The organism is Veronia pacifica, from assembly GCF_001707825.1.
In the GTDB taxonomy this organism is placed as follows: Bacteria; Pseudomonadota; Gammaproteobacteria; order Enterobacterales; family Vibrionaceae; genus Veronia; species Veronia pacifica.
On record NZ_LYBM01000010.1, the window covers coordinates 1 to 22,066 of the forward strand.

At 47.4% G+C, this 22,066-nt stretch carries 18 protein-coding genes; 9 read left to right on the forward strand and 9 right to left on the reverse strand.

Annotated elements, in window-relative coordinates:
- Positions 1–256: 256 nt before the first annotated feature.
- From A8L45_RS07235 to ampD, 6 genes are all read right to left on the reverse strand, one after another.
- On the reverse strand, positions 257–2,560 hold the full coding sequence (locus tag A8L45_RS07235; RefSeq protein WP_245680667.1) for a patatin-like phospholipase family protein: 2,304 nt from the start codon (positions 2,558–2,560) through the stop codon (positions 257–259).
- A 252-nt stretch (positions 2,561–2,812) separates the two neighbouring features.
- Positions 2,813–4,240 (reverse strand): dihydrolipoyl dehydrogenase, encoded by a 1,428-nt coding sequence (lpdA, locus tag A8L45_RS07240; RefSeq protein ID WP_068900718.1) that lies wholly within the window; start codon positions 4,238–4,240, stop codon positions 2,813–2,815.
- A 242-nt stretch (positions 4,241–4,482) separates the two neighbouring features.
- Positions 4,483–6,396 (reverse strand): pyruvate dehydrogenase complex dihydrolipoyllysine-residue acetyltransferase, encoded by a 1,914-nt coding sequence (gene aceF / locus A8L45_RS07245; protein ID WP_068900720.1) that lies wholly within the window; start codon positions 6,394–6,396, stop codon positions 4,483–4,485.
- A 12-nt stretch (positions 6,397–6,408) separates the two neighbouring features.
- Entirely contained in the window at positions 6,409–9,075 is a 2,667-nt protein-coding gene (gene aceE, locus A8L45_RS07250) for a pyruvate dehydrogenase (acetyl-transferring), homodimeric type (protein WP_068900722.1), read from the reverse strand.
- Between the two features lie 107 nt (positions 9,076–9,182).
- Positions 9,183–9,947, reverse strand: coding sequence for a pyruvate dehydrogenase complex transcriptional repressor PdhR (gene pdhR, locus A8L45_RS07255; RefSeq protein ID WP_068900724.1), 765 nt, complete (start codon positions 9,945–9,947; stop codon positions 9,183–9,185).
- 217 nt (positions 9,948–10,164) lie between these two features.
- Positions 10,165–10,704, reverse strand: a complete 540-nt coding sequence (gene ampD, locus A8L45_RS07260; protein WP_068900725.1) for a 1,6-anhydro-N-acetylmuramyl-L-alanine amidase AmpD — start codon at positions 10,702–10,704, stop codon at positions 10,165–10,167.
- A 165-nt stretch (positions 10,705–10,869) separates the two neighbouring features.
- Between ampD and nadC the strand changes: the two genes are divergently transcribed.
- The 8 genes from nadC to yacG all read left to right on the forward strand — a co-directional run bounded on the left by nadC (position 10,870) and on the right by yacG (position 17,877).
- Positions 10,870–11,772 carry a carboxylating nicotinate-nucleotide diphosphorylase gene (nadC, locus tag A8L45_RS07265; protein WP_068900727.1) on the forward strand — a complete coding sequence of 301 codons (903 nt, stop codon included), beginning with the start codon at positions 10,870–10,872 and terminating at the stop codon, positions 11,770–11,772.
- 199 nt (positions 11,773–11,971) lie between these two features.
- Positions 11,972–12,397: a pilin gene (locus A8L45_RS07270; protein WP_068900728.1), complete on the forward strand. Its 426-nt coding sequence runs from the start codon at positions 11,972–11,974 to the stop codon at positions 12,395–12,397.
- Positions 12,398–12,401: 4 nt separating this feature from the next.
- On the forward strand, positions 12,402–14,090 hold the full coding sequence (gene pilB, locus A8L45_RS07275) for a type IV-A pilus assembly ATPase PilB (protein WP_068900729.1): 1,689 nt from the start codon (positions 12,402–12,404) through the stop codon (positions 14,088–14,090).
- Positions 14,091–14,100: 10 nt separating this feature from the next.
- Complete coding sequence (locus A8L45_RS07280; RefSeq protein WP_068900731.1) at positions 14,101–15,330, forward strand: type II secretion system F family protein; 1,230 nt, start codon at positions 14,101–14,103, stop codon at positions 15,328–15,330.
- 81 nt (positions 15,331–15,411) lie between these two features.
- Positions 15,412–16,281, forward strand: a complete 870-nt coding sequence (locus tag A8L45_RS07285; RefSeq protein WP_068900733.1) for a prepilin peptidase — start codon at positions 15,412–15,414, stop codon at positions 16,279–16,281.
- Between the two features lies 1 nt (position 16,282).
- Positions 16,283–16,891 (forward strand): dephospho-CoA kinase, encoded by a 609-nt coding sequence (gene coaE / locus A8L45_RS07290; protein ID WP_068900735.1) that lies wholly within the window; start codon positions 16,283–16,285, stop codon positions 16,889–16,891.
- Positions 16,892–16,893: 2 nt separating this feature from the next.
- The gene (gene zapD / locus A8L45_RS07295) at positions 16,894–17,634 is read left to right on the forward strand and encodes a cell division protein ZapD (RefSeq protein ID WP_068900738.1); all 741 of its coding nucleotides are present in this window, start codon (positions 16,894–16,896) and stop codon (positions 17,632–17,634) included.
- A gap of 27 nt (positions 17,635–17,661) precedes the next feature.
- A complete protein-coding gene (yacG, locus tag A8L45_RS07300; protein WP_245680668.1) occupies positions 17,662–17,877 on the forward strand; it encodes a DNA gyrase inhibitor YacG in 216 nt (71 codons plus the stop codon).
- A 71-nt stretch (positions 17,878–17,948) separates the two neighbouring features.
- Here yacG and mutT read toward each other — a convergent pair whose 3' ends face one another.
- The 3 genes from mutT to A8L45_RS24485 form a co-directional block, all read right to left on the reverse strand.
- Positions 17,949–18,368 (reverse strand): 8-oxo-dGTP diphosphatase MutT, encoded by a 420-nt coding sequence (gene mutT, locus A8L45_RS07305; protein WP_068900741.1) that lies wholly within the window; start codon positions 18,366–18,368, stop codon positions 17,949–17,951.
- Between the two features lie 93 nt (positions 18,369–18,461).
- Positions 18,462–21,179: a preprotein translocase subunit SecA gene (secA, locus tag A8L45_RS07310; RefSeq protein WP_068900743.1), complete on the reverse strand. Its 2,718-nt coding sequence runs from the start codon at positions 21,177–21,179 to the stop codon at positions 18,462–18,464.
- A gap of 101 nt (positions 21,180–21,280) precedes the next feature.
- Complete coding sequence (locus A8L45_RS24485) at positions 21,281–21,439, reverse strand: hypothetical protein (RefSeq protein ID WP_175401935.1); 159 nt, start codon at positions 21,437–21,439, stop codon at positions 21,281–21,283.
- Positions 21,440–21,570: 131 nt separating this feature from the next.
- Between A8L45_RS24485 and A8L45_RS07315 the strand changes: the two genes are divergently transcribed.
- Positions 21,571–22,026 carry a DUF721 domain-containing protein gene (locus A8L45_RS07315; protein WP_068900745.1) on the forward strand — a complete coding sequence of 152 codons (456 nt, stop codon included), beginning with the start codon at positions 21,571–21,573 and terminating at the stop codon, positions 22,024–22,026.
- The last annotated feature ends 40 nt before the right edge of the window (positions 22,027–22,066 follow it).

Consider the following 22,066-nt stretch of genomic DNA (forward strand, 5'->3'; position numbering starts at 1 on the left):
TCAACCGTCGTTAACGACATTAACCGCAACATTGAAGATATTAATGAGACCACACTGCGCACCGCAGAAACTGCAGCACTGATGGCAGAATCCAGTCAGGAGCTACACCACCTCTCAACCCATCTGGATAAGCTTGTCGGTCGCTTTAAACTCTAAGTGATTATCTCGACGCGAGCGTAAAGCCAGCGACATCTGAAAACCGCCTCAGGGCGGTTTTTTTATGTGCTGATTGTGTAGTTATATATTGATACAGAGACTAGAACTGAGTCCCTAAGCTTAGGTAAACAGCGTCATTGCCCTCATCTGCCAGACCATAAGCAAGCAGCAACGGACCAAATAAAGTGTCGACACCAACAAATACACTGCCAGCATTAAAATAAGGTACATTTTTTAATGATAGCTCTGGGTTATTCCAAATCGCCGCCCGTTCAATAGAGGCACCGACATAGACAGGCGTTTTAAATAAACCGAAGTCGTTGTCTTGCAAACGATAACGGTAGATAAGAGAGCCAAACATGCTGTTGTCTCCGGTCAAGCGACCTCTGGGCAAACCAGATAAGTTGAACAGACCACCCAATTTACGAGGTTCTATCACAAGGTTTGTTTGTGCAAAACCACTTATTGAAGATGACTCAGAAACATCGAGAATATCTGAACTCCCCGAATAGCTGAGCCTACCGTAGACCGTATGCCTTCCAAGGCTTCCCGCATGTAAAAGTTCAAGGTCAAGCTGCTTAGACTTAACAACCGTATTCCCCAAAATAGGCTCAGTAATAAAATCATCTGTCACCCAGCGGTGTCTTGCCAGCAGGAAACTGCCTTCTGTTGGGAATACCCTGTTATCAAGCGTATCTATCGTGTAACTGATGTAAGGCTCACTGCGTACATAATTCTTGCTTTCGATATTCAGTGCGATGGTTTCACCGACCAAACGCTGATAGCCAACACTTAACTGGCTCCAGAGCGTTGGCTGCCAACTAAATTCAAGCCCCACCTCCCACTGATCGGTTCGCTCGACAACCGTGAGATCAGAAAAGGCCCCTTGAACATCAAGGCTGGGCTCGCCACCAAACGTGTAAAAATACCGATTTACCTGTTTTTTCGAATATTTACCCCAAACTAGAGAAAAATACTCTTGGGACGGTACCAGAGGGGCAAACAGCTCTACCCCTACCAATTTATTGTTGCCCATCTCAAGTTCTGTACTCAACTCAGCGCCATACTCACTCAAACCTGTATTGGTGATTCGCATACCAGTGGTATAAAAAGTTGTCGTATTAAAGTCGTCTTCAATAGAGAAACGAAAATCAACGAAGTTTGGCCCCCAACTTCGCTCACGCACCTCTAAGTGCAATATGTTCTCGCCATCATCTTGATGCAAGTGATAGTCAATGGACTCGAACCGGTCTAATGCATTGAGGTTTTCGATCGCCTTTTCCAGTTCACGGGTGTCAATTTTCCCATGCGAAATATTCAGCCTTTCTTTGAGTACTTCATCAGAATAAGGCGACTGATTAGTAATGCCCACCCTGTCCACTTCGATCTGGTCGGCATAGACCAGCTGTTTTCGACGTTGTTGTTTGTTGTCGATATAGGTTTGATATTCTGCAGACGACTTCATGAGAGAAGAAAGGCTGGCCTCTGATGAGAGAGTAATTTGATAGCCTTTTTTGAGTGCTTCCGGCATCCGACCAAATTCTGTCGTTTCCATATCACCCACATCCGGTCTCAACAGAATATCCTGTTGTGACATCTTGGCGATTTGATCTTTGGTGCTATTTTTTACCATGAAATTGATCAACTGATTGCTGACCTGATAGAAACTCTTTAGCTTATCTTCCTTCGCATAATCCGTTCCAATATCCACGGCAATCACAATGTCTGCGCCCATCGCTTTCAACACATCAACAGGCATATTATTCACAGGTCCCCCATCGACAAGAAGCTGTCCATTTAGCCTAACAGGGGGCAGAGCACCTGGAACGGACATACTGGCCAGCATCGCTTCGCTTAGTATTCCACCATCGAGAATAACCGGCGTCAGGTTCTCGATATCTGTCGCGACTGCACGAAAGGGCAAGACTAATTCATCAAACGTTAAAAGCTCCGGTAACGACCCTGTCGATTCACGCAAAATGCGTTTCATATACTGGCCTTGAACGATACCTTGCGGCGTTTTTATTTCTAATCCCTCAAAGCCAATATTTGCTCTTATGTTATATCTATCGTCAGATGCCTTAGTATGAACACGGCGCTCCGCTCTGCCCTCCCTGTCCTGATAGCCTTTGCTCCATTCAATCGACTCAATAAGTACCTCAATATCATCCGCTGACATGCCAGATGCATACAGACCACCGACATAGGCTCCCATACTGGTTCCTGCTACGAAATCAATGGGGATATGTAGTTCCTCCAACGCTTTCAGTACACCGACATGTGCCGCACCCTTTGCCCCGCCGCCACTGAGAGCAAGCCCAACTTTAGGGCGCGATGATTCATCAACATCTGACAAGGCGAAGTCTGAAAACAATACAAAGGGCAGCATGAGTGTGAAAATCATTACTCTGCTGAAAAAAACATATCCCATGAAAAGCGTACCTGCTTGGAATGAAGAAAGACGTTACTCCAGAAACTGCGGATAAAAACGTCGGCCGACGAAAAACTATAAAGCAAACATTGGCGTTCACGGTAACTTTTGAGGGCACTGCTCAATGATGAGAAAACAACGTCCAGAAAACCTACTAGCCATGCATAAAAAAAGCGCCCCTAAGGACGCTTTTCTATTTATCTCGGAGAGATAGAGTGAGAAGAATTACTTCTTCTTCACCGCTTTTTTGTTTGGCAGGTCAGTGATTGAACCTTCAAACACTTCAGCAGTCAGACCCACAGACTCGTGCAGAGTCGGGTGAGCGTGGATGGTCAGTGCGATGTCTTCTGCATCACAGCCCATCTCGATCGCCAGACCGATTTCACCCAGCAGTTCACCACCGTTGGTACCAACAATAGCACCACCAAGTACGCGGTTGGTATCTTTGTCGAAGATCATCTTCGTCATACCGTCAGCACAGTCAGACGCGATAGCACGGCCAGATGCTGCCCATGGGAATGTCGCTACTTCGTAGTTCAGACCTTCCGCTTTCGCTTCTTTCTCGGTCTTACCTACCCATGCAACCTCTGGCTCAGTGTAAGCAATAGAAGGAATCACTTTCGGGTCGAAGTAATGTTTCTTACCAGAAATAACTTCTGCCGCTACGTGAGCTTCATGCACACCTTTGTGCGCCAGCATTGGCTGACCCACGATATCACCCACAGCGTGGATGTGCGATACATTAGTACGCAGTTGCTTATCAACGTTAATGAAGCCACGCTCATCAACTTCGATACCCGCTTTTTCAGCGTCGATCAGTTTGCCGTTAGGAATACGACCGATAGAAACCAGAACAGCGTCGTAACGAACAGGCTCAGAAGGCGCTTTCTTACCTTCCATCGTGACGTAAATACCGTCTTCTTTCGCTTCAACCTTGGTCACTTTCGTTTCCAGCATCAGGTTGAACTTCTTGCTGATACGCTTAGTGAAGACTTTAATGATGTCTTTGTCTGCCGCAGGAATAACCTGATCAAACATTTCAACAACATCAATATCAGAACCCAGTGCGTGGTATACGGTACCCATTTCCAGACCGATGATACCGCCGCCCATAACCAGCAGTTTTTCTGGTACTTCTTTCAGCTCAAGCGCGTCAGTCGAATCCCAGATACGTGGATCTTCATGAGGGATAAACGGCAGCTCAAGAGGACGTGAACCCGCAGCAATGATAGCGTTGTCGAAGTTTACAGTCGTCTGGCCGTCTTCACCCTCTACCACGATGGTGTTAGGACCGGTGAATTTGCCGTAACCGTTAACGACGTTAACTTTACGCATTTTCGCCATACCGCCAAGACCGCCAGTCAGTTGGTTAACAACCTTCTCTTTCCATACGCGGATCTTGCTCAGATCAGTTTGTGGCTCACCAAACACGACACCGTGCTCAGCCATCGCTTTCGCTTCTTCGATAACTTTAGCAACGTGAAGCAAAGCTTTAGACGGGATACAACCCACGTTCAGACATACACCACCTAGCGTGCTGTATTTCTCGATAAGTACGGTTTCCAGACCTAGGTCGGCACAACGGAAAGCCGCTGAGTAACCAGCAGGACCCGAGCCCAGTACAACTACCTGGGTTTTGATTTCTTTACTCATTCTGACCTCATTGTAATCTTATGTCCCTAACAGGCTAATCACGGATATATGCTTATTGTTGCCGAGTGCCTTACGAGGGTTGTCCCAGTAGGGGCCGCTATTCTAGCGCTCAGCGGTCAACCAGCAAATGTAAATCCGGTTAGCCTGTGACCAATACATCAATTCGCGCCAGTTAGACCTCAGGTCTTAGCATACCTGCAACGTTGTCGCAGGCTTGCCACTGGCGCGAACGGGGTGGTGCGTTACAGTACCAGACGACGAATGTCAGACATTACGCCGTTCAGGTAAGTAATGAAGCGCGCACCCTCTGCACCGTCAATAACACGGTGGTCATAAGACAGAGACAGAGGCAGCATTAGGCGAGGTGCGAACTCTTTACCATTCCATACTGGTTTCATTTCAGACTTAGATACACCCAGGATACCTACTTCAGGAGCATTCACGATTGGAGTGAATGCAGTACCACCCAGGCCGCCAAGGCTTGAGATAGTGAAGCAGCCGCCTTGCATGTCAGAAGCAGTCAGCTTACCAGCACGGGCTTTCTTAGAAACTTCCATCAGCTCACGAGACAGCTCATGGATGCCTTTCTTGTTAACATCACGGAACACAGGCACAACCAGACCATTTGGTGTGTCTACGGCGATACCGATGTTAACGTATTTCTTCAGGATCAGGCTCTCGCCGTCTTCTGACAGAGAAGAGTTGAATGAAGGGAAGGCTTCCAGTGCTTTCGCAGCTGCTTTCATGATGAACACCAATGGGGTGATCTTCATGCCAGTGTCTTTCTTCGCCTCAATCGCGTTCTGCTCTTTACGGAATGCTTCAACATCAGTGATGTCTGCATTATCCCACTGTGTAACGTGCGGGATCATTACCCAGTTACGGTGCAGGTTAGCGCCAGAAATCTTCTTGATGCGAGACAGTGGTTTAACTTCAGTTTCGCCGAACTTGCTGAAGTCAACTTTAGGCCATGGCAGAAGACCCAGTGCCGCGCCGTCACCTTTACCAGATGCTGCGCTTGCAGAGCCAGACTCCAGACGCTTAAGCGCATCTTTTACGAAGTTCTGAACGTCTTCTTTAACAACACGGCCTTTACGACCAGTACCCTTAACCTTGGACAGGTTAACGCCAAATTCACGAGCCAGACGACGAACAACAGGAGACGCATGCGCGTACTCGTTGTTTTCTTCAAATTCACCCGTTGCTGCTGGTGCAGACGCTGCTGGAGCCGCTGCTTTAGCTGGCGCAGCTGGAGCTGGAGCTGGAGCTGCTGCTGGCGCAGGCGCCGCTGCAGGTGCTGCACCTGCCACTTCGAATACCATGATCAGAGAGCCAGTCGATACTTTATCGCCCGCTGCTACTTTGATTTCTTTCACAGTACCTGCGAATGGTGCTGGTACTTCCATTGAAGCCTTATCGCCTTCAACAGTGATCAGTGATTGTTCTTCTTCAACAGTATCGCCAACCGCTACCATGATCTCGGTAACTTCTACTTCGTCGCCACCGATATCAGGAACGTTAACTTCTTTTTCTGCAGAAGCTGCTGGTGCAGCCGCTGGAGCTGGAGCCGCAGCAGGAGCAGCTGCTGCAGGCGCTGCGCCAGAGCCAGCGACTTCAAAGACCATGATCAGAGAACCGGTAGACACTTTGTCACCCGCATTCACTTTCAGCTCTTTCAGTACACCCGCGAATGGTGCAGGAACTTCCATTGAAGCCTTATCACCTTCAACAGTGATCAGTGATTGCTCTTCTTCGATGCTGTCACCGATAGCAACCATGATTTCGGTAACTTCAACTTCGTCATCACCGATGTCAGGTACGTGAACTTCTTTCAGCTCAGCAGCAGCGGCTGGTGCAGGCGCAGCTGCTGGCGCTTCAGCAACTGGTGCAGGTGCCGCTTCAGCAGCACCCGGTTCGCCGGCCGCATCAGCTTCAAAAATCATGATCAGAGAGCCAGTAGACACTTTGTCGCCTTCCGCTACTTTGATCTCTTTAACAATACCTGCCTGTGATGCAGGTACTTCCATTGATGCTTTATCGCCTTCAACGTTGATCAGCGACTGCTCTTCTTCAACTTTGTCACCAACGCTGACGAGGATCTCAGTAACTTCAACCTCATCTGCACCAATGTCAGGAACATTAATCTCAATTGCCATTTTATTTGCCTCTTACGCGTACAGTGGGTTCACTTTCTGAGTGTCGATATCGAATTTCTTGATGGCTTCAACCACCACAGATTTCTCGACGTCACCGCGTTTAGCCAGCTCAGTCAGCGCAGCAACAACAACGTAGCCAGCGTTAACTTCGAAATGACGACGCAGGTTCTCACGGCTGTCAGAACGACCGAAGCCATCAGTACCCAGCACACGGAAAGACTCAGCAGGAACAAACGCACGTACTTGCTCGGCGTAGTTCTTCATGTAGTCGGTAGCAACGATAGCAGGTTCAGTACCCATCACTTGCGAGATGTAAGGAACCTGTGCTTCGTCCATTGGGTTGAGCATGTTGTGGCGATCGCATGATTGACCGTCACGAGTCAGCTCGTTGAACGAGGTCACGCTGTATACATCAGATGCTACACCGTACTCTTCGCTCAGGATGGTCGCCGCTTTGCGAACTTCATTCAGGATAGTACCTGAACCCATCAGCTGAACTTTAGACTTGTCGCCCGCTAGTGTTTCTAGCTTATAGATACCCTTACGGATGCCTTCTTCCGCACCTTCTGGCATAGCAGGTTGTGCGTAGTTTTCGTTCATCAGTGTCAGGTAGTAGAACACGTTCTCTTGCTCAGGACCGTACATGCGACGGATACCGTCTTGCATGATCACAGCAACTTCGTAAGCGAAAGTTGGGTCATAAGAGATACAGTTAGGAATGGTTCCCGCCTGAACGTGTGAATGACCGTCTTCGTGTTGCAGACCTTCACCGTTCAGAGTAGTACGACCAGCCGTTGCACCCAGCAGGAAGCCACGCGCCTGTTGGTCACCCGCCATCCACGCCATGTCGCCAACACGTTGGAAGCCAAACATAGAGTAGTAGATGTAGAACGGAATCATTGGCAAGTTGTTAGTGCTGTAAGACGTCGCAGCAGCAACCCATGAAGACATCGCACCCAGTTCGTTGATACCTTCTTGCAGAACCTGACCAGAGGTCGCTTCTTTATAGTAAGAAACAACACCACGGTCTTCTGGGGTGTAGTTCTGACCATGTGGGCAGTAGATACCGATTTGACGGAACAGACCTTCCATACCGAAGGTACGTGCTTCATCAGCAATAATTGGCACGATGTTCTTACCAACGCCTTTGTCTTTCAGCAGTACGTTCAGAGCACGAACAAATGCCATAGTGGTGGAGATATCACGCTTCTGCTCTTCCAGCAGAGGCTTGAAGCTATCCAGCTCAGGCAGAGTCAGCTCATCAGTGAACTTAGGCAGACGCTGTGGCGTGTAACCGTGTAGCGCGTCACGACGGGCATGCAGGTACTTGTGCTCAGCTGAACCTTCTTCCAGTTTCAGGTATGGCAGGTTAACCATGTCTTCGTCAGAAACCAGATCTTGCAGGCCCAGACGGTCACGCAGATGCTGAACATGGCTCATGTCCATTTTCTTCACCTGGTGCGCAATGTTCTTACCTTCTGCCGCAGCACCCATGCCGTAACCTTTAACGGTTTTCGCCAGGATCACGGTTGGACGGTCAGAAGTTTCTTGTGCAGTTTTGAATGCAGCGTAAAGCTTCGACGGCTCGTGACCACCACGTTTCAGTGCCCAGATCTCGTCGTCAGTCATGTCTGCAACCAGAGCAGCCGTCTCAGGGTATTTACCGAAGAAGTGCTCACGTACGTACGCACCGTCTTTCGCTTTCAGCGTCTGGTAATCACCATCAACAGTTTCGTTCATCAGTTGCAGAAGTTTACCCGTGGTGTCTTTCGCCAGCAGTTTGTCCCAACCGCTACCCCAAACCACTTTGATAACGTTCCAGCCAGCACCTTTGAACAGACCTTCCAGTTCTTGGATGATCTTGCCGTTACCCATTACAGGGCCGTCAAGACGCTGCAGGTTACAGTTAACGAGGAAGCACAGGTTGTCCAGCTTCTCACGTGCTGCGAAAGAGATCGCGCCGCGTGATTCTGGCTCATCCATCTCACCGTCACCCAGGAAAGCGTAAACACGCTGGTTAGCAGTGTTTTTCAAACCACGACCGTCAAGGTACTTCAGGAAACGTGCCTGATAGATCGCAGAGATTGGACCCAGACCCATTGAAACGGTAGGGAACTGCCAGAATTCAGGCATCAGTTTCGGGTGAGGGTAAGAAGGAAGACCTTTACCGTCTACTTCCTGACGGAAGTTGTCCAGTTGCTCTTCAGTCAGGCGGCCTTCAACGAAAGCACGCGAGTAGATACCCGGAGAAATATGGCCTTGATAGTAAACCAGATCACCGCCGTCCACCTCGTTCGGTGCGCGGAAGAAGTGGTTAAAGCAAGTCTCGTAGAAAGCAGCAGAGGACTGGAATGACGCCATGTGGCCACCCAGTTCCAGGTCTTTTTTCGAGGCGCGCAACACGATCATGATCGCGTTCCAACGAATGATAGAGCGAATACGACGCTCCAGGTTTACATCACCTGGGTAAGCCGGTTCTTTATCAGCTGGGATGGTATTTACATAGTTGGTGGTGATGCCTGTTGGCATATCAACACCTTCAAGGCGCGCCTGCTCCATAACTTGTTCTAGTAGGAACTGGGCACGTTCTACACCTTCTTCACGAACGACTGACTCAAGCGCTTCTAGCCACTCTTGGGTCTCAAGTGCGTCCACGTCATTTTTCATGACTTCAGACATGGCGATCTATCCTTTCGTTGATTGACTCATACAAAACAAAAATTTTTTGCAGCTGAAAAAACGCATCCTGACAGCTTTCGTAAGCTGTCAGGACGCGCTATTTACAACTAGTCCTTGCGCTGCTGAATTCGGCGTAAGGAGCGCTCTCTTCTGCTCTCCTCCCTGCCAAGGTCCAACAGGGTTTCCTCGATAAAAGCCAGATGTGCATGTGATGCCTGCCGGGCTTGCTCTGGCTCGCCAGCAGTTATCGCCTCTACAATATCGGCCCTATGTTTACTTACCTTATCCACCACCTGTGGGCGGCGGTTAAGCAATTCAAAATTCTTAAGAATATTTTGCTCCAACAAGGGAGCCATGCTGCGAATAATATGCAGCAACACAACGTTGTGGGAGGCTTCAGTTACCGCAATCAGGTAATGCATGACGGCTTCAGCTTCAGCTTTTAAATCGCCCACTTGTTGTGCTTCACGGATCTGATCGTGGAAGCGACAAATCCGAGTAAAATCTTCATCCGTGCCACGCAGGGCAGCAAAGTATGCCGATATCCCCTCTAATGCGTGCCGGGTTTCCAGCAAATCGAGCTGTGATTCAGGGTGCTCTGACAGCAATTCAAACAACGGGTCTGAAAAGCGTTGCCACAACTTATCGCTGACGAAGGTACCGCCTCCCTGTCGACGGTTCAGCAATTTCTTGGCTTCCAGTTTCTGAATAGCTTCTCGAACTGAAGGTCGGGAAACATCAAACTGTTTAGCCAGCTCTCGTTCAGGTGGCAATTTCTGCCCCGGTGACAAGCTACCTTCGAGAATCAGACTCTCCAGTTCCTTTTCAATCACCTCTGAAAGCTTGGGTTGACGAATCCGTTGATATGCCATCTTTTCTTATTTTATTTTGGCGTCTGTGTACCAGAGCGCACTACATCGGTAAATTGGTAATACCAATTTTTGAAAACATGAAAAAAGTTACCAGACAGAGCGACATTTGTCCACTCATACTTGGTTTTCGAAGTTGACAATTTTCTGACATAGTGATCATGAAATAATCGGCAAATGCTCATTGGTCAGACCATTGGATCTCAGGCCAAAAAAATAGCTATTTCAATAATGCGCGATATTTATTCCAGTTAAATGACGGTCCAGGATCCGTTTTTCTACCAGGTGCAATGTGCTCATGCCCTGTTATTCGTTCAGGCGTGATCGCTGGATACTGCGCCATCAGTGCTTTGGATACTGTTTTAAGCGCTAGGTATTGTTGATCGGTATAAGGTAAGTCATCCGTGCCTTCCAGCTCGATACCAATCGAAAAGTCGTTACATTTTTCACGTCCGTCAAAACACGAAACGCCCGCGTGCCATGCGCGTCGGTCAAAAGGGACAAACTGAACGATGCTTCCATCACGACGTATCAGACAGTGTGCCGAAACTTTCACCTCTCGGATTGTATCAAAAAAGGGATCTTCGTCACTCTTTAGCTGACCCAGAAAAAAATCCTCAATATAGCTGCCACCAAACTTTCCGGGAGGCAGACTGATGTTGTGAATGACAAGAAGGGAAATTTCATCACGCTCCCTGTCATCATAATGAGGCGACGCGACCTGTTGTGCCTCTTCTAGTCGGTGATTCTCTATTTTCATGGCGCTTTTATCCCGTAGGTCCTTACGCAAGGATAATAGGCTTTGACTCAGACTGCGACGTCATCAATACCTCTTCCCCTAGCTCATACAGCAGGCAACATGTAAAATTGCTATTAGTTTAGCCGGGTAGCACCGGCACCCATTATTTTTTGTGACGGAATCACCATGACACAACAACAGACATCTCGCGTCCATGACAGCGAAGCTCGCCTTGCCGCGCTTAAAGCACAACTGGCAGAAGACGTGACTCGCTGCGTCACCGATACCCTAAAAGAAGATCTGGGCGGTTCACTGGATGCATCCGCAGATATCACTGCCAGCCTCATCCCGGCCGACAATCACGCCGAGGCAACCATTATTACCCGCGAAGATGGCGTATTCTGTGGTCGCCTTTTCGCAGATGAGGTGTTTCGCCAACTCGGCAATCATGTGAGTATCACATGGCATGTTGAAGACGGTGATACTGTGTCTGCCAATCAGGTGCTGTGCGAGCTGTCTGGTCCAGCGCGCGCATTATTGACTGGTGAGCGCAATGCAATGAACTTTATTCAGACTCTGTCCGGCTGTGCCACCGAAACCGCGCGCTATGTGGCAGAACTCAATGGCACCGCTACCCGTCTTCTCGACACCCGCAAAACCATTCCGGGTCTGCGTAATGCCCTGAAATACGCTGTTGCCTGTGGCGGTGGATTTAACCACAGAATCGGTGTTTACGACGCCTACCTGATCAAAGAAAATCACATTATTGCCTGTGGCGGCATCAAACAAACTGTGGCTACAGCAAAATCGCTCAACCCGGGGAAACCTGTTGAAATCGAGACAGAATCACTGGATGAGCTTCAGCAAGCCATTGATGCAGGGGCCGATATTGTGATGTTGGACAACTTTACGACTGCAATGATGCGTCAAGCTGTTGACCTTAACAAGGGACGAGTTGCATTGGAGGTGTCGGGTAATGTCACACTTAGCACTCTTCGCGAATTCGCGGAAACTGGTGTCAATTATATTTCAGTCGGTGCGCTGACCAAGCATATCCGAGCAATGGACCTTTCAATGCGCCTTAAATGATAGCATTTGCGGCGTTTATCGCGCCGCAATTGTGACATTTGCATGATGCCCCACATTATGTAAATAATTTAAAAGTCAATTACATATAAATCTTATTATCCACTCGAAGTTCACACTTTGTCTCCTATATCCCCTTTTTAACTGCCAGTAAATTGACACAGTTCATACATTTTTTGTGAAGTTAATTAAGGGTAGATTTATGAAGAAACAACAGGGATTTAGTTTAGTTGAGTTGATGATTGTGGTTGCTGTGATTGGCGTTTTATCAGCAATAGCTATTCCCCAATATCAAAACTATGTCGCCAAGTCTCAGGCGGCTGCAGCGTTATCGACAATGTCGGGTCTAAAAACCAATATTGAAAACAGTATTGCTGAAAATAGTGTATTCCCTACACTGCCAGCGACGGCAGCAGGTGATACCACTAATGGCGTACCTGTTCTAACAACAGGCACACTTGCTTTAGCTCCTACAGCTGAGGGATCTGTCGGTGGCACAATGGTTTATGCGTTCAATAATACAACACAGCTGAATACCTTTACTCTTACTTTAACTCGCGGTGTGAATGGTGCTTGGGCATGCTCGTCTAGTGCAGCTAACGCACTTGTGCCAAGAGAGTGCCGTTAATTAAATGAACAAACTGTCAAGTATGTTATTGAGAGCTGAGCTTATCAGCTCCCATCAATTTGACATAATTACAGAGAATGTTTTAAGTAAAAGTAAATCTGAAATATCTGTAATTATTGAGAGGCAGCTACTGTCGAGTAGTGAAGTAGCTGCTGCTCAGAGCAAAGTGCTAAATGAACCAATATTATCTATTTATGATTATGATTATGCTTCGGCAACAGATAGCGTTTCAAGACAAGATCTAGTGCTAAAACTAATGTCACTCCCTCTCGAAGTGACAGAAACAATAGTTACCCTAGCCGTGAGTGATTTCACTAACTTAGAGGCACAAGACGAATTTCGCTTCGCCACTGGTAAAATGATTAAACCTGTACTGGTTGAGTATTCACAGTTACTAGGCGCCATACGAAGACTTTACGGGCAAGCAGTTGGAGACCATACCTCGGCTGCAAGTGTGAGTGACGATGAACTGGCAGAGCTTGCCGCGATTGATGAGAGCAACGAATCCGAAACTGCACTCAATGACGATGCCCCAGTTAGCCGATACATTCAGCGCACCTTGATGGATGCGGTGCGTAAAAATGCTTCCGATATCCACTTTGAACCATTTGAAGACAGTTATCAGGTCCGTTTTCGTCTTGATGGTATTTTGCAGCTTTACAGCACACCGCCTGTTGGGATTTCCCGTCGTCTCTCGACACGGATAAAAATTCTTGCCCGACTGAATATTGCTGAACGTCGACTGCCACAAGATGGTCGGATGAAGCTGGATATTAGTGATAGCCAGAGTATCGATATGCGTATCTCTACCCTGCCCACATTGTGGGGTGAGAAAGTAGTCTTGCGTCTATTGGATAGCGGAAATATCGCACTTGATGTCAGTCAGCTTGGTTTTGATCCTTATCAACAGCAACATTACTTATCTGCGTTGAATAAACCTCAGGGGATGGTACTGGTTACCGGGCCCACTGGCAGTGGCAAAACTGTTTCTCTTTATACAGGCCTGAGCCATCTCAACACTCCGGCACGAAATATTTCTACTGCCGAAGATCCAGTAGAAATTAATCTACCGGGGATTAACCAAGTCAATATAAACAATGATATCGGTTTAGATTTTACAACTGCTCTACGCTCGTTTCTTCGTCAGGATCCGGATGTTGTCATGGTAGGTGAGATTCGTGATTTGGAAACGGCAGAAATTGGAATAAAGGCTGCCCAAACAGGGCACTTAGTGCTATCCACTCTACATACCAACTCTGCTGCTGAAGCCATTACCCGGATCGCTAATATGGGTGTCGCACGCTATAACCTCTCAGCCTCTCTCACTCTTATTGTGGCCCAGCGCCTTGCCCGTAGACTTTGTCAGCATTGCAAAATACCTCAAAAAATGGATGACCCTTTGATTGATCCTATAGTCAGGCATTATCCATCAATTGATCTTAATCGTGCTTGTCAGGCAAACCCCGATGGCTGTGACCATTGTAATCATGGCTATATAGGCCGCATCGGTGTATATGAGGTAATGCCTGTCGATCGGACACTGAGACTGGCAATTGAAGAAGGGGATGGTGCGATACAACTTGAGGAAAAAGCCGTCCAGTCTGGTATGCGAACCCTTATCGAATCTGGCATTGCAAGAGTAAATGAAGGTACGACCAGCATCACCGAATTGATGCGAGTCGCCCAATTATAGGAAAGTCAGTATGAGCAAAATAATTAAAAAACAGAAGCTCAGTGCTTTTCACTGGCGTGGTACCACCCGGACAGGAAAAAAAGTGAAGGGCCAAATGCTGTCGGTTGATGAATCTGATGTCAGGGACGCTTTGTCAAGCCAGCAAATAAAAATCCAAAAAATTCGTCGCCGAAATGCTTCTTCTTTTCAACTAAGAAAGCACACTGCCAAAGCAGAAGATATCACCTTATTTAGCCGCCAAATGGCAACAATGCTAACTGCTGGTGTACCAATGGTTCAGGCACTTCAACTGGTACGCAGCAGTTGTAAAAAAGCCGGGATGAAATACATTATTGCTCAGATTTGTCAGCAAATTGAATCAGGCTCCTCACTTTCTCAAGCATTCCTTACCAGCTCACCGTTATTCGATAATTTTTTCTGTGATTTGGTGTTTACTGGTGAAATGACAGGGCAACTTGATACAGTATTTGACCGCATAAGTTTGCAACGAGAAAAACAGGAAAATATGCGCCGTAAAGTTAAAAAAGCGATGATTTATCCTGCAATCGTCTCAATGGTAGCGGTAGGAGTAACGATATTACTTTTACTATTTGTCATTCCCCAGTTTGAACAAGTATTTGCATCTTTTAATGCTGAACTTCCCTGGTTTACCCAACAAATTCTCGCCGCTTCAGGTTTTATTACTAAACACGGTATTACTATTGCGGTGCTAACTATAATTGGGATAATACTCTGTCACGTAGCACACAAAAAGTATTTCAACTTTCGCCTTAAACTCAGTCGATTCAGTCTGAAATTACCCATATTTGGTGATGTATTTACCAAAGCCAGCGTATCACGCTTTTCCCGCACACTGGCCACTACGTTCAGCGCGGGTATTCCCTTACTCAGTGGGTTGGAGTCGTCAGCAAAAACGGCTGGCAACTTACATATCCAGCAAGTGGTGGAAGAGATACAAAAGAAAACTGCTGCCGGACAGCCGATGCACATCGCGATCCGCGACAGTGGTGCATTTCCCGAATTGGTCACTCAGATGGTCATGATTGGAGAAGAATCAGGCTCATTGGACGATATGCTAAATAAAGTCGCCACTATTTACGAAGAGGATGTCGATAATACCGTCGACAATCTCGGTAAAATCATTGAGCCTATGATTATTCTATTTTTGGGTGGGGTGATTGGCTCTTTGGTCATAGGTATGTATTTGCCTATTTTCAACCTTATGAGCGTCATAGGCTGAACAACAAAACCCATCTCTAACCATGGTGAGAAAGCTGTGTTGGAGTTATCATGACTGCAATATCGTAATTTGGACAATATCATGGATCTGCTTTTTCAGTCCCACGGTTTGTATATCGGCCTAGTCACGCTATTCGGGCTGATTGTGGGAAGTTTTCTCAACGTGGTGATCTACCGCTTGCCTAAAATGCTCGAGCAACAATGGCAACAAGAATGTCATGAGTGCTTCAGCGAATTTCCGGCTCCGAAGCAGCAAACCGCGTTTAATCTGAGTATTCCAGGTTCGCATTGTCCCTCTTGCCAGACGCCAGTCAAAGCCATCGATAACATCCCTGTTCTGAGTTGGCTGCTACTCAAAGGGAAATGCCGCCATTGTGAAGCGAAAATCAGTATTCGTTACCCACTGGTCGAACTGATGACCGCAGCAATCGTGGGTGTGACAGCTTGGGTGCTACCCGGCTCCTGGTGGTCTTTAGCCGTTGTGTTTGCCACTTTCGCGCTTATCGCTCTGTTTTTCATCGACATGGATACTCTGCTACTGCCCGATCAAATTACTCTTCCACTTATGTGGGCAGGGATACTGATGGCAGTGTTAGGCTACTCTCCTGTGTCGCTGTACGATGCAGTCATTGGAGCTATGGCGGGTTATCTGTCTCTTTGGTCCGTATATCAGGCATTTCGCTTGTTAACCGGTAAAGAAGGTATGGGCTTTGGAGATTTTAAGCTGCTGGCAGCGCTCGGTGCATGGCTTGGCTGGCAGCCATTAACATTAGTAGTACTCTTGGCCTCATTTGTCGGTGCAATCGGCGGAATCATCATCATGAGAGTATCAGGAAAAGGTAAAGATCATCCCTTCTCTTTCGGCCCCTATCTCGCGGTAGCTGGCTGGGTAGCTATATTATGGGGAAATGACATCATCGACTGGTACTTAACCCAATATATAGGCCTCTAACATGTCATATATCATAGGCCTGACAGGCGGAATAGGCAGCGGTAAAACCACAGTAGCCAAACTTTTTGCCGAGCATGGTGTCGAAATTATCGATGCAGATATCATTGCAAGACAAGTTGTCAAACCCGGCACCGATGGCTTGGCAGCCATAGCTGAAAAATTCGGTAAAAATATACTGACTCTGGACGGCGAATTGGACCGAACCCGTCTTAGAGAGAAGATCTTTGCGAATCCAAAAGATAAGGAGTGGCTGAACAATCTACTCCATCCGATGATCCGCAAACGGATGATAGAGGACTGTGAGCAGGCAACATCGTCCTATTGCTTATTGGTTGTTCCTCTTTTGGTTGAAAATAATCTCACCTCACTGACCAATCGAGTATTGGTGATTGATGTCAGTGAAGAGACCCAGATTGAGCGCACCATCGCTAGGGATAGCGTATCGCGTCAGCAGGTAGAGAATATTCTCGCCTCACAAGCAACGCGTGATCAAAGGATTAAAGCTGCGAACGACCTTATTACAAATGACAGCAACAGTGATACACTGAAAGAGCAAGTCGTTGTTTTGCATAATAAGTATCTGGCACTTGCCAATAACAAAGACGGTTAATAATGAGCAGCGATACCCTTTACGAACACCCACTGACAGAGCAGGTTCGTGTCTACCTTCGTCTGGAACATTTGCTTAACCAGTTAGATCAGGCTGGTGAGATGTTGTCTCCTCACGACAGCTATGTTTTCTTCAAAAGTCTGTTTGATTTGATGGAGATTCTTGAGCAGGTTCAGGTCAAAGGCGACTTGGCAAAAGATCTCGATAAACTGAAAGGCAAATTGAAGGCTTGGGCTGATGTGCCGGGTGTCGATCGAGAACAACTCGACATGCTGATCACTCGAACTGCTCAGCTACAGCAAAGTTTGCTCCAAGGCCCTAGACTGGGTCAGACACTGAAAGAAGATAAGTTTCTATCTGCTATCAGGCAACGATTTAATATCCCCGGTGGAACTTGTAGCTTTGATTTACCAATACTGCATCATTGGCTAAATCTGCCGTTGGCTCATAAGCAGTCTGACACTCAGAAGTGGCAGGATAACCTCCGTTCACTCAAGAACGCGCTTGGCCTTTGGCTATCGTTAACCCGTGAGAGCGTACAACCTCAAATCTGCCATGTACGCAACGGCTTTTATCAGCAAGATATCGAAAACGCCAGCTTGTTGAGGGTTTATCTGTCACCTGACCATCAATGCTACCCACTTATCTCAGCGCATAAGAGCCGTTTTGCGGTTCGCTTTCTTCCGTTTGACGACAGCGTCGATGTGGCTGAAAATATGAGTTTACACATTGCTATATGTTAATAAGCGTATTTGTTGAGAGTCAGAGCTGTGATTGATAATCAAGATACACAAAATACCAAGCCAACAATTGTGAAATGCCCTACCTGTGGCAATCCCGTTGTCTGGGGTGAAATTAGTCCTAATCGCCCATTTTGCAGTAAACGCTGCCAATTAATTGATTTAGGCGAGTGGGCTGAAGAGGATAAACGTATCCCAGGCGCGCCGGATATGTCTGACAGTGACGGTTGGTCTGAAGAATATTAGATTTGGAACGTTTACTTAGCCTGATAGCGAAAAGCGGAGACGACTCTCCGCTTTTTTTATGTTTGAGTATTTCATTGTCTATCGAGCGTATTGCGGCGATCAAACAACTTTTCCAGCACGACACTGTTGGCTTCAGGAAATGCATATTGGTTAAGCTCGGAAATAGAAGCCCATAGCCCCTTTTGCCCCTCTTTTCCAAACGGCATACCCTCAAAGTCTTTAATCAGAAAAAAATCAAAGCTCAACGATTTTTCCGGATAATCATGGTTGAGAGATAAGAAAGGCTCCGGCCGATGTGCCTGAATACCAACTTCCTCTACCAGCTCACGGATCACTGCTTGCTCTGCCGTTTCTCCTGTCTCAACTTTACCACCGGGAAACTCCCAGAAACCACCTTTATGGGAGTTGGCATCACGCTGAGTGATATAAACCTCGGTCTCGTTGTGATTGAGTATGATACCTGCGGCGATATGCACCCGCTTCTTTTCCATTTTTGATTGTTTCCTGTCTTTTCGTTTTACCGAGCCAGTGACTGATATCGAAGCTGGTCTCATAAAAAAGGCCGCTTAGCGGCCTTTTCATTGTCAGGCAATCTTGCCATGACATTGCTTAAACTTCTTACCCGAACCACAGGGACACGGTTCGTTACGACCAACCTTGCGGCCCTCACGAAGTACCGTTCCCTCACCGGTTGACGCATCAGCCAGTTGATTTTCTGCATCTGCATGGCTCGTTTGCTGACGGCGAGCAGCTTCTTCTGCTTGCTGACGGCGTTGCTCTTCCATACGGTCAACTTCTTCAGGCTGTTGAACGCGTACTTTACTGAGCGTTATGACTACATCAGACTTCAAGCTCTGCAGCATTTCCTCAAACAATTCAAACGACTCGCGCTTGTACTCTTGTTTAGGATTTTTCTGTGCATAGCCACGGAGATGAATACCTTGGCGAAGATGGTCCATCGCTGCAAGGTGCTCTTTCCATAAGGTATCCAGATTCTGGAGCATCACGGCTTTCTCAAAGTGACGAAGAGTCTCTTCACCTGCCAGTGCTTCCTTGGTTTTGTATACGTCTACAATTTGAGCCAGAATGCGTTCACGCAGCTGTTCTTCATAGAGCTTATCATCCTCGTCCAACCAAGATTGGATAGGCATTTCAACGTCGAAGTCTGACTTCAGGCGCTCTTCAAGACCCGCAACATCCCACATTTCTTCCAGAGATTGAGGTGGAATATACTGACTGACTACAGCGTCAACCACATCTTCACGGTTGTAGCTGATCATCTCGCTAATGTCCTGAGACGCCATCAGCTCATCACGCAACTCATAAACAACTTTACGTTGATCATTCGCCACATCATCGAATTCTAGCAACTGCTTACGAATGTCAAAGTTGCGGCCCTCGACTTTACGCTGCGCATTTTCAATTGCTTTGTTCACCCAAGGGTGTTCGATAGATTCGCCCTCTTCCATGCCCAATTTCTTCATCATATTGGACACACGCTCAGAGGCGAAGATGCGCATCAGCGAGTCTTCCATTGATAAGTAGAAGCGGGATGAACCTGGGTCACCCTGACGGCCAGAACGGCCACGCAGCTGATTATCGATACGACGAGATTCATGTCGCTCGGTACCGATAATATGCAAACCGCCAGACTCTTTGACTTTATCGTGCGACTCCTGCCACTTGGCTTTCAGTGCCTCAATTTGGTCATCTGTTGGGTTGTTAAGCTTTTCAACCTCAGACTGCCAACTACCGCCAAGAACGATATCCGTACCACGACCCGCCATGTTGGTTGCTATGGTAACTGCGCCCGGCGCACCAGCCTGAGCAACAATATCGGCTTCCTGAGCATGGAATTTGGCGTTCAATACCTGATGTTTGATCCCCGCTTTTTTCAGCGCTGATGACAACAGTTCAGATTTCTCAATAGAGACTGTACCCACCAGTGAAGGCTGACCGTTCGCACTGCGTGTTTTGATATCCTCAATGATGGCATCAAACTTCTCACGCTCAGTCATATAGACCTGGTCAGCCATGTCGTCACGAACCATAGGTCGGTTAGTTGGGATCACGACAGTATCCAGACCATAGATGGACTGGAATTCGAAAGCTTCTGTGTCAGCCGTACCTGTCATACCGGACAGGCGTTCATACAGTCGGAAATAGTTCTGGAAGGTGATTGATGCCAGCGTCTGGTTTTCGTTCTGGATTTGAACGCCTTCTTTCGCTTCGACAGCCTGATGTAAGCCTTCAGACCAGCGACGGCCCGGCATAGTTCGGCCCGTATGCTCGTCGACAATAATGATTTCACCGTCTTTAACGATGTAGTCGACATCTTTCTCAAACAGCACATGTGCGCGAAGTGCGGCATTAATATGATGTAGCAAGGTGATGTTAGTTGGTGAGTAGAGAGTATCACCCTCTTCCATCAGGCCGTTGGTTTTCAGCAATTCTTCAACAAATTCCTGACCATTCTCAGTCAGGTGGGTCTGGCGACCTTTCTCATCAACAGTAAAGTGACCGTCGCCTCGATACTCTTCGCTGTCTTCTTTTTCCTGACGCTGAAGCTGTGGGATCAACGTATTGATTTTGGTGTACATTTCCGAGCTGTCTTCAGCCGGGCCGGAAATAATAAGAGGTGTACGGGCTTCATCGATAAGAATGGAGTCCACTTCATCGACTACAGCGAAATATTTTTCGCGCTGAACACGATCTTCAGGACGGAAAGCCATGTTGTCGCGAAGATAATCGAAACCAAACTCGTTGTTTGTGCCATACAGAATGTCAGCCTCGTAAGCCTCTTTCTTCTGCGGTGGTGCCATATTTGGAATATTTACACCCACCGACATATCAAGAAACTCAAACAGGGGTCGGTTAGTCTCTGCATCACGTTTGGCCAAGTAGTCATTCACGGTAACAATGTGGACACCTTTGCCAGTCAACGCCCTAAGGTATGCAGGAAGAGTCGCCGTCAGGGTCTTACCTTCACCCGTTCGCATCTCTGCAATTTGGCCGTTATTCAGGACCATACCGCCAATCATCTGGACGTCGAAATGGCGCATACCAAAAACGCGCTTTGAAGCTTCACGGACGGTAGCAAAAGCTTCAGGTAGCAGGTTATCCAGTACTTCGCCTTGCTCTAATCGCTGGCGGAACTCTGCCGTTTTCGCTTTAAGTTCTTGGTCAGACAGTGCTTCAAACTGGGGTTCAAGCGCATTGATCTCTTTTACGACTTTACGCAGGCGACGCAGGGTGCGCTCATTGCGGCTTCCGATCACTTTAGTCAGTAGTTTCGATAACATGGCGTTGCCGTTTCTCTCTTAAATCTGGCTCAGGCCTGATCAGCCGGAGCGGGAATATTTGCCTCACAGTTTCCCGGGCCGCATGTGGGTCCGTATGCCTGTCACGCTTTCGCGGTCACTGCAATTCCAGCAACAGAGAAGATCTTGTGTCGAACAGATGATTTTTCAAGGCCAAGCTTGCGCTTTTTTTCCAATACATCAAACTGGCGACATTGCTGGTGTGAAACAAAATATGATGTCAGACAGCTATAATAAGGCATTATGCGCTTGCATCCCATACGATTTGTGATGACGGCCAGATTGATTGATAAAACTTAGATGTTGTTCATCACCTCAATGCCGATTTACGCATTTAAATTTAATTAATTACGGACTGAGACGGAAAGAAACCATGCGCGATCACAGGCCACAGGCTACGCAGGACCTCTTGGCAGACAGTTTACCCGGACAAATACAGCAACGCGCCCTCGCCCTTGCAGAGTTGAACAAACAGGTATTGGGACTTTTACCCCAGAACGCTGCGAATCAATGTCGAGTGGCAAACTTCCGCCAAGGTGTGTTGATCCTCGAGTGTGGTTCATCTTCTTGGGCAACGCGTCTTAATTACGAAAGAATGAATCTTATAAGTCAGTTAAGACGGGACCTGTTACCAGAGTTGACTACCGTGGATATAAAAATCAATCCATCATTAGCTAGCTCTCATCCCTCTACAATACGAAAATGCGAACCCGCCTTTCCTCCAAGCGTGCTAAGTCTCCAAGCTGCAGAGTACCTTAAAGTGCTGGCTTCTGGCGCAGAAGGAAAAGTAAAAAAACGTCTTGAATCTCTGGCGAAACTGGCGAAGTAATCCTGATTACGTCAGCACAAAGATAATCTGTGTTTTGACA